The sequence below is a fragment of the Bradyrhizobium sp. P2_E8 genome, from assembly GCF_056403875.1.
On the sequence record NZ_JBFUES010000182.1, the window covers coordinates 1 to 12596 of the forward strand.

General features: G+C 59.5%; 13 protein-coding genes and 1 pseudogene. 4 read left to right on the forward strand and 10 right to left on the reverse strand.

Going from position 1 to position 12596, the window contains the following annotated elements:
* Positions 1-115: 115 nt before the first annotated feature.
* The 9 genes from dhaM to AC1D00_RS12865 all read right to left on the reverse strand — a co-directional run bounded on the left by dhaM (position 116) and on the right by AC1D00_RS12865 (position 8556).
* The gene (gene dhaM / locus AC1D00_RS12825; protein WP_027548767.1) at positions 116-517 is read right to left on the reverse strand and encodes a dihydroxyacetone kinase phosphoryl donor subunit DhaM; all 402 of its coding nucleotides are present in this window, start codon (positions 515-517) and stop codon (positions 116-118) included.
* Complete coding sequence (gene dhaL / locus AC1D00_RS12830) at positions 514-1128, reverse strand: dihydroxyacetone kinase subunit DhaL (RefSeq protein ID WP_135172886.1); 615 nt, start codon at positions 1126-1128, stop codon at positions 514-516. Before dhaL ends, dhaM begins: the two co-directional genes overlap by 4 nt.
* Positions 1125-2132 carry an ABC transporter ATP-binding protein gene (locus AC1D00_RS12835; protein WP_477010927.1) on the reverse strand — a complete coding sequence of 336 codons (1008 nt, stop codon included), beginning with the start codon at positions 2130-2132 and terminating at the stop codon, positions 1125-1127. The genes dhaL and AC1D00_RS12835 overlap by 4 nt, the downstream gene beginning before the upstream one ends.
* Positions 2125-3222, reverse strand: coding sequence for an ABC transporter ATP-binding protein (locus AC1D00_RS12840; protein ID WP_135172884.1), 1098 nt, complete (start codon positions 3220-3222; stop codon positions 2125-2127). The genes AC1D00_RS12835 and AC1D00_RS12840 overlap by 8 nt, the downstream gene beginning before the upstream one ends.
* Positions 3223-3228: 6 nt before the next feature.
* A complete protein-coding gene (locus tag AC1D00_RS12845) occupies positions 3229-3441 on the reverse strand; it encodes a hypothetical protein (protein ID WP_404554857.1) in 213 nt (70 codons plus the stop codon).
* Positions 3438-4391: a carbohydrate ABC transporter permease gene (locus AC1D00_RS12850; RefSeq protein WP_028160811.1), complete on the reverse strand. Its 954-nt coding sequence runs from the start codon at positions 4389-4391 to the stop codon at positions 3438-3440. Before AC1D00_RS12850 ends, AC1D00_RS12845 begins: the two co-directional genes overlap by 4 nt.
* On the reverse strand, positions 4388-5347 hold the full coding sequence (locus AC1D00_RS12855) for a carbohydrate ABC transporter permease (RefSeq protein WP_477010928.1): 960 nt from the start codon (positions 5345-5347) through the stop codon (positions 4388-4390). The genes AC1D00_RS12850 and AC1D00_RS12855 overlap by 4 nt, the downstream gene beginning before the upstream one ends.
* Positions 5348-5450: 103 nt before the next feature.
* On the reverse strand, positions 5451-6797 hold the full coding sequence (locus AC1D00_RS12860) for an ABC transporter substrate-binding protein (protein ID WP_477010929.1): 1347 nt from the start codon (positions 6795-6797) through the stop codon (positions 5451-5453).
* 544 nt (positions 6798-7341) lie between these two features.
* On the reverse strand, positions 7342-8556 hold the full coding sequence (locus AC1D00_RS12865) for a hypothetical protein (protein WP_477010930.1): 1215 nt from the start codon (positions 8554-8556) through the stop codon (positions 7342-7344).
* A 1500-nt stretch (positions 8557-10056) separates the two neighbouring features.
* On the opposite strand from AC1D00_RS12865, the gene AC1D00_RS12870 reads away from it, so the two are divergent.
* Positions 10057-10554 carry a hypothetical protein gene (locus tag AC1D00_RS12870; protein ID WP_235885444.1) on the forward strand — a complete coding sequence of 166 codons (498 nt, stop codon included), beginning with the start codon at positions 10057-10059 and terminating at the stop codon, positions 10552-10554.
* A gap of 15 nt (positions 10555-10569) precedes the next feature.
* Here the strand turns inward: AC1D00_RS12870 and AC1D00_RS12875 are convergent, their stop codons facing one another.
* Positions 10570-10947 (reverse strand): tetratricopeptide repeat protein, encoded by a 378-nt coding sequence (locus tag AC1D00_RS12875; protein WP_477010931.1) that lies wholly within the window; start codon positions 10945-10947, stop codon positions 10570-10572.
* Between the two features lie 36 nt (positions 10948-10983).
* Here AC1D00_RS12875 and AC1D00_RS12880 point away from each other — a divergent pair, with 36 nt between their 5' ends.
* The 3 genes and pseudogenes from AC1D00_RS12880 to AC1D00_RS12890 all read left to right on the forward strand — a co-directional run.
* Positions 10984-11175 (forward strand): hypothetical protein, encoded by a 192-nt coding sequence (locus tag AC1D00_RS12880; RefSeq protein WP_404554848.1) that lies wholly within the window; start codon positions 10984-10986, stop codon positions 11173-11175.
* Positions 11176-11569: 394 nt separating this feature from the next.
* The gene (locus AC1D00_RS12885; RefSeq protein WP_404554847.1) at positions 11570-12379 is read left to right on the forward strand and encodes a YqaJ viral recombinase family nuclease; all 810 of its coding nucleotides are present in this window, start codon (positions 11570-11572) and stop codon (positions 12377-12379) included.
* A gap of 57 nt (positions 12380-12436) precedes the next feature.
* A pseudogene (locus AC1D00_RS12890) lies at positions 12437-12596 on the forward strand (ERF family protein); the annotation flags it as partial.

The window sequence follows — 12596 nt, forward strand, 5'->3', positions numbered from 1 at the left end:
CTTCGCACACTGCGTGAGCTTGACCGACGGCCGCGCATGAAGACCGACCTTGTTGACGAGAACCGCCGAGGCGGTCAGCGGCACCGACGTCTCACCTGCCCGGCTGGCGTGGGCATCATGCATAGAATTCCTCCGCGCTACGCTTGACGGCTGCGAGCGATGAGCCCCCCGAGGATTCCGTCGCTGCAATCACCGCTCCTTCGACCACCGGAGCATTGCAGACGACGACGCGCGCCCTCCGATCTTCGGCTAACATTTCTACCGCCATCTCGGAATTTGTCTCCGCTCCACCGAGATCAACGAGCACAGCCACACCTGATGGGGACCACGCCGCCTCGATCGCCTCCAGGATTCCAGCAACATTCGTGCCGAGCCCTCCATCGACATCGCCGCCGGTCCAGGCGAGCGGCACCGCATTGCCCACCATCTGACGCACCATATCTGCCGCGCCTTCCGCAATCTTGGGCGAATGTGAAACGATGACGATTCCGACATTACCGCGATCTTGACTGTTCATAACCTTGCCTCGAACTCCAATACTTTGGCTGCAGCGCCGATCAACAGGGACACCGAGCGCGAACCGGGGTCCATGTGACCAATCGAACGTTCGCCGAGAAAAGAAGCCCTGCCGCGAATGGCGAGCATCGGCGTCGTGCGATCAGCCGCCTGCGCTGCCTCCATCGCAATCGCCCGCGCATCGCCACCCGCGGCCAATACCGCTTGCACCGGCACCAGCACGTCGAGCAGGGTCTTCTGTCCTGCTTCTGAGCGTCCGCGTGCCTTCACGGCGTTAATCGCCATATCCGCGGCCGCGACAAATTCTGCACGTGTCGGCTGCTCCGGAAGCGCCTTGCCCAGCTCCATGAAGAAGGTCCCGACCAGTGGCCCAGAGGCCCCGCCGACCTTCATGACCAGCGTCATTCCGATCGACTTCAGCATTTCCGGCAGTGCTTTGTCCGCAAGGCCAGGCAATGTCGCGAGCACGGCTTCGAAGCCGCGCTTCATGTTCAACCCATGATCGCCATCACCGATCGCCTGATCGAGGCCGGTCAGCTCGTCGGCGTGCTGGATCACCGCTTCCGCAAGCGCACGCACCAACTCTTCCCTGGAGGCCCGATCGAGACTCATGCTGCGACCCTCCTGCCGGCCGCGTCGAAGAACAGCGGCTTGTTGAGGCGTAGTGACACCACGTCGCCGACATCTAACGTGGTCTCAGACTCCGCCAACGTCACAACGGGTTGGCCACCGAGATTCAGGTGCAAATGACTCTGGTCGCCGAGATGCTCGACCCGCGTAACGGTTGCCGACACGTCTCCGCCATTGCGCGTGATAGCCAGGTGCTCGGTACGCGCCCCGATGGTCTTGGCGCTCGACGGAGCCCCCGCAAACAGACCGGCCGGCAGCAGGTTGATCATCGRCTGGCCGAGCCGGGCAGCGACATAGGTGTTGACCGGGTTCTCGTAAATCTCGCGCGGCGTTCCGATCTGCATCAATCGCCCGGCCTCCATCACGCCGATGCGCGACGCCATGGTCATAGCCTCGGTTTGATCGTGGGTGACGTAGAGGATCGTCGCGCCGAGATCGATCTGGATGCGCTTAAGCTCCAGCCGCATTTCACCGCGCAGCTTGGCATCGAGCGAAGAAAGCGGCTCGTCCATCAGATAGATCGAGGGCGAGCGCACCAGAGCGCGGCCAATCGCAACGCGCTGCATCTGCCCGCCCGACAACTGGGTCGCCTTGCTGTGGAGCTTGGCTTCGATATGGAGAAGACGCGCAACCTGTTCGACCTTTGCGCGAATTTCGGCCTCCGGCAGCCGGCGAGTCGGCGCGCGTAGCGCAAAGGCCATGTTCTCGAACACGGTCAGATGCGGGTACAACGAATATTGCTGGAATACGAAGGCGACGTCGCGATCCGCCGGCGCATCACTGGTCACATCGCGTCCGTCGATGCGGACCGAACCGCTGTCGGGCACCTCTAATCCGGCGACGAGACGCAGAGTGGTCGTCTTGCCGGCGCCGGTCGGCCCCAGCAACGCAACAAATTCGCCGTCTCCAATGGTGAGAGACAGATCGACGACGGCTTGCGTCTTGCCAAACGCCTTGGAGACCGCCCCGATCTCGACTTCAGCCATGCTCGCCTCCCTCGTACAATGCGGTGCGTATTGCCCGTCCCGACCCCTGGTCGAAGAGCGACAACGTATCGGGCCGAAAATCGAGCCCGACATTCACCCCAATCTGAAAGGGCATGCTGGCGGGCGAGCGTGCCTTGAGAGCGCCGTAAGACGTCGTCACCGTCACGATCTGCGTCGTGCCGAGATATTCCGACCCATAGATCTCGCCTCGCACCACGCCGCTATCGGAGAAACGGACATGCTCGGGTCTGACGCCCAGGACAAGGTCGCTCTCCACCAACGCCTCGCGTGCGGTGGGTATCGCAACTTCGCGATCCCCGAGCCGGATCGCCTGCGCCCCGGCTTGCAGGCTGCCGCGAAACGGCAGGAAATTCATCGCCGGAGAACCGATGAAGTCGGCGACGAAGAGCGAAACAGGCCGGTCATAAATGTCGCGCGGACTCGCAATCTGCTCGACCACGCCGTTGTTCATCACCGCAATCAGGTCCGCCATTGCCATGGCTTCCAGTTGATCATGCGTGACGTAAACGGTCGTCGCGCCAAGCCGGTCATGCAGCGCGCGCAATTCCTGGATCATCGCCTCGCGCATTTCGGTATCGAGCGCTCCGAGCGGCTCGTCCATCAGGAAGCACTTCGGCTTGCGGACGATCGCCCGCCCAAGCGCGACGCGCTGACGGTCGCCGCCGGTGAGGGTCGAAACCGACCGATCAAGGAGATGGGAGATACGCAGGATCCGAGCGGCCTCCACCACGCGCCGGTCGCACTCCGCAGCTCCAATCCCCTCGCATTTGAGCGGAAAGCCGATATTGCGCCGGACATTCATATGCGGATAGAGCGCAAATAGCTGAAAGACGAAGGCGATATCTCGCGCGGAGGCACGGTTCATCGTCACGTCCTCACCGTCGACGCTGATCGTTCCGGATGTCGGCAATTCCAGCCCTGCAATCATCCGCAGCGTTGTCGTCTTGCCGCACCCGGAAGGCCCAAGAAGACAAAGGAACTGTCCGTCATCCACCGTAAAGCTCGCGCCCTTGACTGCGTGAAACTCTCCAAAGGATTTGTTGAGCGCTTCGACCCTGATCTGTGCCATCGAGCGCTACTCCCGGACCTTCGAGACGATCGTGAACATCACCGTCCCAAAGAGAGTGACCACGAAAGACCAGGAATAAAGCGTTAGAGAAAACGGCTGCATCAGCATGACCACGCCTGCGGCAATGATCGTCGTCGCGACCGCTTCCAGCGGACCGCGCCGCAACATTCTGCTCGTCAGGCTGACGTGCGGCGTTGACATGTTCACATCAAGGTTCATTTGCGGACGGCCCCAAAGGTAATGCCGCGCAGAAGATGCTTGCGGAGCAGCACCGTGAACACGACGATCGGCACAAGGAAGATCGTCGTACCGGCGGCTACTGCGGGCCAATCCTGACCGCCCTCGCCGATGATGATCGGAATGAAAGGGGGCGCGGTCTGGGCGTTGCCAGAGGTCAGGAGGACCGCAAAGGCGTATTCGTTCCAGGCAAAAATCAGGCAGAAGATTGCCGTTGCGGCAATCCCGGTCGTTGCCTGCGGGAGAACCACCTTCACGAAAGCCTGGAAGCGCGTATAGCCATCGATCATTGCTGCTTCTTCGTATTCGCGCGGGATTTCGTCGATGAAGCCCTTGAGAAGCCAGACGGCGAGCGAGACGTTCACCGAGGTGTAGAGCAGGATCATCCCGAGACGGGTATCCGATAACCCGACGGTCCGGTACATCAGGTAGATCGGGATCGCGACCGCGATTGGCGGCATCATTCTGGTCGAAAGAATGAAGAACAGGAGGTCGTCCTTGAGAGGCACGCGGAAGCGCGAAAAGCCGTAAGCCGAGAGCGTACCGAGCGCGACGGCAAGCACCGTCGAGCCAAAGGCGATGATCAGCGAGTTGATGAAGCGCGGCACATAGTTCGACGGCCCGGCGACAACCATGTTGCGGCTGCGCGCGATGTTGTCACAAAGCCCCTGCGGTGGCCCCAGCGTCTGGATAAACTCCTGGGTCTGGCGCGAGCGCGTTGTGAAGACGTTGCAATAGCCTTCAAGGGAGGGCTTGAAGAAGACCTTCGGCGGATAGGAGATCGCATCGTCAGGTGACTTGAACGAGGTGAGCACGATCCATATCAGCGGAACCATCGTTATGATGGCATAGAGTATGACGAGCAGGCCGGCAAAGCGGCGAGTGCCGGTCGACGGCTCGACGACTGAGTGGGCTGCGTTTGACACGCTCATCGGCTTTTCACCCGGTTCAGCGCCTTGACGTAGATGTTGGCAAGGCCAAACACTGTCACGAACAGAATGATCGCGAAGGCCGAGGAATAGYCGGTTCGCCAGCTCTCAAAGGCTGCGCGCTTCAGTGTGATCGAAGCGACCTCCGTGGTCGAACCCGGCCCTCCTCCGGTCAGGAGATTGACCATGTCGAACATCTTGAAATTCTCGATCCCGCGAAAGAGCACCGCGAGCATGATGAACGGCAGAGCCATCGGCAGCGTGATCGACCAGAACTGCCGCCAATTCGACGCGCGGTCGACCTCCGCTGCCTCATAAATGTAATCCGGGATGGACCGCAGCCCCGCCAGGCAAATCAGCATCACGTAAGGCGTCCACATCCAGGCGTCGACGATGACGATGGCCCACGGACTGAGGGTCACGTCTCCCAGCATCTGGAACGACGAAGCGCCGCGCCCCGTGAAGAAGGCGACCACGTAGTTGAACAGCCCGATCTGCGGCTGATAGAGGAAGGTCCAGAAATTGCCGACAACCGCGGGTGAGAGCATCATCGGCAATAGAATGATCGTGGTCCAAAGGCCATGGCCACGGAATTTCTTGTCGATCAGGAATGCAAGGCCGAATCCGAGCACAGTCTCGATCAGCACGGTCCAAACCACGAAATGCGCCGTGACCTGCATCGCCGCCCAGATATCCGGATCGGTCAGGATCGACTGGTACCAATCGGTCCCCAGCCATAGCGTCGGCGCGTTCGGCCGATTGGCGCGGTAGTTGGTAAAGGACAGGTAGATCGTCCATACCAGCGGAAAGATATTGATCGCCAGCAGCAGCACGATCGTCGGTGTGATGAAGAGCCATGCGAGCGCCTGGTCCGAAAGGCCGCGGATACGACGTATCACGCCTGGTCGGATCGGGACGGCCCGGTAGGTGATCTGCGACGAGGTACTTAAATCGTTCATGGCCTTGGTCAATCCTGGCGTCGCGATTGCCGTCTATGCGACGCCTGCGGGTTCTACCGAAGAGAGCCTGGAGCGCGCTCGGCGTGCGCTCCAGGCGCTTGCCCTAGAACTTCTTGCCTTCTTCTTTGAAGATCGCCTTCCAGTCCTTTACCAGGCCATCGAGCGCTTCCTGCGCGGTGCCCTTGTCCGCCACCACGTAGTCATGCACGCGCTTCTGTTCGGCTTGCAGGAGTTGCGCATAGGAAGGCTCGGCCCAGAAGTCGACGACCATTCCCATCGACTTCAAGAACTCGCCGGCAAACGGCGCGCTGTTCGGGAAGCCCGGATCGTTCAACACTGACTTGGCGCAGGAATAGCCGCCCAGCGCCCACCACTTCTTCTGCACATCTCCACCGGAGAACCATTTGATATATTGCAGCGCCTCGGCCTGGTTCTTGGAATAAGAAACGACCGAGATGCCCTGCCCGCCGAGCTGCGTTGCCTGGATCGCGGGGCCGGCGGGATTGCTGAAGAAGCCGATCTTGTCCCCACCGACGTTCGGATCCTTGTAGAGGCCCGGGAAGAAGGCGAAGAAGTTCATCTGCAGCGCGACTTGCCCCGACTTGAACGCATCAAGGCCTTCTGACATGTAGGAGTTGGATGCGCCGGGCGGCGTGCAGCACTTGTAGAGCTCCTTGTAGGCCTCGAGCCCCTTCACGGCGCCTGGCGAGTTGACGAACCCGTCCATTGAATACGGCTTCTTCGGATCCTGATATTGGAAGCCGTAATCATAGAGGTAGTTCGACACGCCCATGGTGATGCCTTCCGAGCCCCGCTCGGTATAGATCGAAGCGCCATAGACCTTCTTGCCGTCGATCTCGCGGCCCTGGAAGAATTTTGCGATGTCGCGCAGTTCATCGAGCGTCTTCGGCACGGCGAGATCGCGGCCGTATTTGGCCTTGAAATCCGCCTGAATCTCAGGCCGCGCAAACCAGTCCTTGCGATAGGTCCAGCCCACCGCGTCACCCATGGCGGGCAGCGCCCAATAGTTCGGGCTGTTCTTCGGCCACTCGGAATAGCCAACCACCGTCGCGGGCATGTAGTCGTCCATGCTGATTCCTTCCTTCTTGAAGAAATCGTTGAGCTTGACGTACTGACCGTTCTCGGCGGCGCCCCCGATCCATTGCGAATCCCCGATGATGAGATCGCACAGCGAGCCATGCGAATTGAGCTCGTTCAGGAAGCGGTCGGCATAGTTGGTCCACGGCACGAACTCGAACTTCATGCCGACGCCGGTCTTGGCGGTGAAGTCCTTCGACAATTCGACCAGGGCGTTGGCTGGATCCCACGCGGCCCAGCACAGCGTAATGGTCTTGGCCTGCGCATGCGCAGGAGTAGTCCCCACTCCGACACCGAGCGCGGATGCGAGAACTCCGCAAGTAGTAAGAAGCGCATTCACTGTCTGTTTCATAACGCTTTCCCTCACAGTGGGGCCGGCCATCGACATGGCGCGACTCTCCAACCCGCTCGAATGCTTCGAGCAGAGCGATACAGTCCTTCACGGGCTGAACGACTAAACGGACGTTTCCTCGCGCCTGCCCGGATTCTTAGGGATTCAGCCAGGCTCGATTTGTTTAGTAAACCACGAGATACTAAACATTGCAAGCAGGCTCTTCCTGGACGCCGTTATCTGACCGTGCGCCAGAAGCTGTCGAGCGGGGTAGCCCGTAGGAAAACATTACGGCGACTGCTGTGTGTACTGAAAACTCAAGCCCGGCCGTAGCGGTGGTGAAGTCCGCCCAGGATGGCGCGTGAACTAATCACACCGGTTCTCTGCGCAAATGCATCGCGCCCGAGACAATGATGTGGTCCACACACTGCCAAGATCCGGCGCCGGCTGCGACCAGCCATAATCGCTTGCCACCACGTCCTGCGTGAAGGCCGGCTCGCGCTTGCAGGCCTGAGATCCCATGCGCTCGCTACAGATCGCTCCGAGAGTTTCGAGCCGGGACTTTTCATTGCACTTGGTCCGCAGAGCGTACGCCAAGACCTGTGGGGGTCTGAGATTGGTCGCCGTCATCAAGCGCACTAGCCCTTCGCTTGAACATATCCGAGGCCATGAAAGCTGCGACTGCATTGGAATATTCTTCCAACCCCTCAAAGCTGAAATGCATATCRCCCGGCCAATAGAACTCCTCGGGCCGCGACCCGAACCGTCGCTTCAACGGCTCAGTGGCATTGAAGAAAAGAAAGCCATTGTCGATGCACATCTTCTCGACAGTAGAGCTGACGAGATCGTTCCAGACGTGCCCTTCGGCGTCGGGCTTCAAGTGCTCGAGATGAGGATGAAAGATGAAGAGCACCCGGCTCCCGTCCTCGGTGTAATCCTTCAGGATGTCAGCCAGCTCCTGCAGGTTCTGCTGGAAAGTCGAGAGCGGTTCTGCATATTTCCGTTCGAGATCGGCGCCGTGGTCCTGCGAATAGCCAAAGAGGACGAGGTCATCCGGTCGGTTTTTCTTGATCACCRCCGGCATATGTACGAAGGAGAGCCAACCTTTCGCCGCGAACCGCATCAGATACAGTGGATGCTCACGAGCCTCCATCAGACCGACGCTGCATGCATGTCCGATGGGTGAAGCCTTGACGCCAACATTCTGTCCGCGCTCGTTGCGAACAATCAACTTACGATATCGTGCGAAGTCGTCGTAGAGATCTGTCTCGTCTACGTCCACAACGATGTAGTCGGGATGCACAATAGGCAGCAGCTTCTTCGCCTGGGGCACGAAGATCGCCGGAGAATAGGACGTATATCCAGCATTGTGCGTCTTCAGACAGACCCCGCGTTCCTTCTTGATATATTTTGCAACGTGATACGGGAGCGTGTTCTCGTCATCATAGCCTTCCATGAAGGAATCGCCGAGAAACAAGACCGAAAGCGGCTTCCGACACCCCTCAAGTAGAGCCTTGTCGTCGATCACCCTGACACCGTTCTCGTCATAGTGCCTCTGGTAGCTGAAGCCAGTCAGGTCGCCGTAAATGCAGAGGTTCTGGCTTTCCGGAGCCGGCTTATGGTTCAGGACGTTGGACTCCCAGTTCAGATTGACACTCGCCATCTCCAAATCGAACAGGGGCCCAAAATACTGTTGCAGCCGCAGCCCGATCTCGAAAATCGCGCCCCAGGTGATGAGGAGCAACGCCCCCTGTCCGAGGAGGCGAAACCATGGCTTCATTGAAAATCTCCTAAATGAACTCCAAGTGACTCAATAGATGCATCAACTTTGGAACTGTGATTGCTTTCGATCAATAGATTCCTGATGCTGAAAGGGAGGGGGCAAACGGACAGCGCCCCCAGTCCCAGACACCTGATAGGGCAGCTTGGATTGTCCATGGAGGCTTGGCTAGCCACGATGCCGCAAGCAATCCGCGAAAGTTCGTCCGCGACACCGAGTCCGGGTTCGGATCGAACTTTCGGCTTGGTGATGTCCGGGCGTTCGCTTTCTTAAGCCTCTCGAACGGCTGGCATCACGGGCGGCTGTGGCCATGGACTCTGGCCGCCGCGGAGTTGCTTCTCGTCGTCCCTGGAGCGGTCCGGCTTGTTGCGGCCGCTAAACCGTTTCTGGACGAAACTTGGCTTGCTCCTGCACGGGATCGCCAACCCGATCGCTATGGGCCTTCCCTTTTTACGGTACAATTTGCCGACCGGCCTCGTCATGCGGCTGCGCGGCGGAGATCTCTTGCGGTTGAAGCGCGAGCCCGACGCCGCGAGCTATTGGATTTGCGCGCCCGCCGGGGCCAGTGYCGTCCCAGACGCCAGCCCGCCGCTACCGAACGAAGTAACAAGTTGTGCGGGAACCGTCACCCGCGCTCGCGACATGACGAATGTCGAACCGCTACAATGAACGCTGCGATCTATCCAAGCTTGGCCCGGGCCACCGATATCGGTGCCGCACTCAAGCAACTGAAATCCGACGGGTCTGAAGCATAAGCACGTCGCGCTCTACCCCACGATTACCAGTGCGAGCAGACCGGAGCCGAGCAGAGCGACGCCCACGAGCGTAACCGCCAAAAAAGCAAGAGATGTGAATTCTTCACGCATGTATGTGTAGCCAAGGAGTCACCACGCTCCGACCATCACAAGAGTGGCGATGCTCAAAGCCGAGCAGCACAGAATGATGACTGGCGCGATTAAGTTTTGGTGAGACCGCATTGCTGGCTCTCCGAGTTAGAAGGATCGCAAACAGTAGGCCGGCATTGTGTTTCCCTGACTTCGAGGTTGCTGGAAAGTGGTTTCGATCCGATGTCATTTATTTCATCTTCGCGGGGCGAATGAAGTCTCCTCACGGGTTCGCGAACGCGAAACGGAACCAGAGTGCTCCAGGCGGAACAACCGCTGAAGTTGATAGATGGCTCCATCGAGAACGGATACGGGCCGGCTTGATCACCAGATGGATGATGATCCGTCCCGCACTCATCCGCGCGCCGCCGCTCATCCCCTGGCGGACGATCACGTCGCCGAGGACGGAGAGCCGCAGCCACGCACCGATCAAGGTAACAGTGCGCCCATAATTCACCCGCCCCAGGGGGCCCCTGCCTTGTCGTCCACACACTTCGGTTCCGGGCAGGAGGAGTCCGGACGTGTGACGGCAATTGCGAATTGGATACAGCGTGGACGCCGCATCTGGCGCAGGCACCTCCAGCGCGATCAACTCCCCGAGGCAACCGGAGGGTCGATGGGAAACATCGAGCGCTGGCTGCTCGCGTTGCTGAGCGTTCTCGTCATCGTGAGTTGCGTTTGCGCGACCATTGTCTTGATGCAGGCCACGGCGCTCAAAGCAGAGATCGCCACACTGCAACGCGAAATCATCGCGCTCAAGCTACGCGTAGCCAGGCTCGATCAGATCGCAAGCGCCAATGACGCCCGTGACAAGCCAGGCACCGAGACACCCAAGCCGCCGGCCGAAAATCGCCCCGACCAGGCTGTTCTCGTCCTATCGCGCGAAGAGATTCAGCTGATCCGCGACTATATCAAGCCCGCCCCAGTTGCGGGCTCCGCAACTGAGTCGATCAAGGTCGGCGATCCCGTCACGGGAGAGACGATCCCGTTCCCTTCTCCGATCACTGAGAAGGTCCGCAAACTACTCGGCGCGAGATTTACCATCCGCAACGGCGTCATCGTCATTACCCGCATCGGCAGCCGTCAAGCCGATGTTGTGATCGGGCCCAATTAATGAGAGGCGGCTCACCTATGGCTGATTATTCGGCGGCCTTTCGATGAACCGACGGCTACCATTGAGAAGCTTGAGGTTATTGGCGATGACCGGGTTGCCTGGATCGAGCGAATAAGCCTTCTCAAACTTCCGTCGCGCCGCACTCAGATTGCCGCGCAGCATGTACGAATAACCCTGATCATTCAGGATCTGAACGGTCTCGCCACCCAGCTGAATCGCCTGCGCATAGGCTTGATCGGCCAGGTCAAAACGACGCAGGCGGTCATAGCTGGCCGCGAGCCCAATCCAGGCTGTCAGGTCCTTCGGTGATTTTTCGACCGCGTCCTTGAAATAGCGCTGGGATAGCCCGTAGCTGCCGCGGTTGTAATGCTCCAGTCCCAGCCTTGTTTCCAAGATCATCGTCCCTCATGCCGCGAGTTTGCGCGCCAAATGCTCGATTCGTTCGGAGCAGATGCTGGAAGAATTGATTTAGAGCCGTGCTTAAACGAACTTTGGCTCGCGCGTCGCTTGCTGGGCGGGATCGTGGCCCAGTGGCAGGCTGCGGGTTCGACCGAATTTGCCGATCCGTTGTCACGCCTCTTCCCCCTCCATAATGCAGGCAAGCTTCAGGCGCATCGCTGACTGCGGTGCCCCCAGCCTCTGACCAGCTTTGGTAGATCGAGCACGGTTTCGCCCTGAGCACTGCGTCTTAGCTTCTTGCCATGCGCAGTCGCACCCCGGGGCCTACTCCGTTTTCGTCCTCGTCGATGAAATCTACGCCGGCCGATTCCAAAGCACGGCGTATGGCTTGGTCGTTCGCCGCGGTTAGCGAGGTTTCACCGTCACTCACTTCAGCACGGCGAATTGTATTCGCGCCTAGCGATGACGCCTGTGCGAGTTCGGCAGCGCTCCACCTGACGAGGGCTCTACCCGCCCTGATCTGAGCACCAGAAAGTTTTTGACTCATGTCATATTTTACCCTATATGGGTTAAAACTACCCACATGGAAGCGAATCGATCGATGGGAGAATCTTGGATGAAAGACGTGTCGTCGACCAAGCGTTTTAACGATCGCCGCAATTTCATTGGCGGCTCAGATGCCCGGATCATCATGGGCGCCGATGAGGCCTCCCTGCTCCGGCTCTGGAAGGAGAAGAGAGGCGAGATTGAGCCAGAGGATCTGTCCTCGGATCTTCTGGTGCAGCTCGGGAACGTCACGGAATCCTTGAACCGCCAATGGTACGAGAAGACCACCGGCCAGGTGGTCTCCGATGTGCAGCGGAGGGTCTTCCATCCGGTCCATCGTTGGATGGCCGCGACCCTCGACGGGAAAGTTGAACCAACAGGTGCCGTCTTTGAGGCCAAGTTCATGCTCCCGTGGTCATTCTCAGAGGAAGCTGCGGCCGAAAAGCATATGGCCCAGCTGCAACACAACATGTGGGTCACCGCATCGAGAACGGCTGTGCTGTCCATCATCACCGGTGGCGGCAAATGGGTGGAAATGACCATTCCCGCCGATCCCCTGTATCAGCACCTCCTGCTCACAGCCGAGAAGAAGTTTCGGCGCTGCGTCGAGAATGGAGAACAACCGCATCTGTTTGGGATCGAGCCACCCAAGCCTCGGCTTGAAGCGGTTCGCGTCGTCGATATGAACACATCCAATTCCTGGGCGGTTCTCGCCGAGATCTACCAGCGCACGCGAGAAGCTGCAGTTGAACATGACAGGGCCAAGTCGGAGCTCAGAGCGTTGGTGCCGGAGGATGCCAAAGAAGCCACCGGTCACGGATTGCGGGCCAAGCGCTCCCGGTCCGGCGCGATCAGTTTTGACCTGATTGCCGTCGGGTAGGCCCGCACTGCCTTCACGTAGCGCCCAGAGAACATCCATATCGACCGGAGGTAACCAATGCAGAAGTCAAGTGAGACCGTCGGTCAGATCGCCGGCGCGCTGGCGCGAGCGCAGGCCGAGCTCGAAAACCCTGAAAAGGCGCTGTCGGCCACCATCGTCTCGCCGTTTCCGCGCGAGGAGCCACGGACCTTTCGCTATGCCTCGCTTGCGCGCGGGC

Bases quoted from the DNA above. Each gene is read 5' to 3' on its own strand.
- dhaM (WP_027548767.1), bottom strand. From the start codon at position 517: ATGAACAGTCAAGATCGCGGTAATGTCGGAATCGTCATCGTTTCACAT.
- AC1D00_RS12840 (WP_135172884.1), bottom strand. From the start codon at position 3,222: ATGGCACAGATCAGGGTCGAAGCGCTCAACAAATCCTTTGGAGAGTTT.
- AC1D00_RS12870 (WP_235885444.1), top strand. From the start codon at position 10,057: ATGGGAAACATCGAGCGCTGGCTGCTCGCGTTGCTGAGCGTTCTCGTC.
- AC1D00_RS12860 (WP_477010929.1), bottom strand. From the start codon at position 6,797: ATGAAACAGACAGTGAATGCGCTTCTTACTACTTGCGGAGTTCTCGCA.
- dhaL (WP_135172886.1), bottom strand. From the start codon at position 1,128: ATGAGTCTCGATCGGGCCTCCAGGGAAGAGTTGGTGCGTGCGCTTGCG.
- AC1D00_RS12845 (WP_404554857.1), bottom strand. From the start codon at position 3,441: ATGAACCTTGATGTGAACATGTCAACGCCGCACGTCAGCCTGACGAGC.
- AC1D00_RS12885 (WP_404554847.1), top strand. From the start codon at position 11,570: ATGAAAGACGTGTCGTCGACCAAGCGTTTTAACGATCGCCGCAATTTC.
- AC1D00_RS12880 (WP_404554848.1), top strand. From the start codon at position 10,984: ATGCTCGATTCGTTCGGAGCAGATGCTGGAAGAATTGATTTAGAGCCG.
- AC1D00_RS12850 (WP_028160811.1), bottom strand. From the start codon at position 4,391: ATGAGCGTGTCAAACGCAGCCCACTCAGTCGTCGAGCCGTCGACCGGC.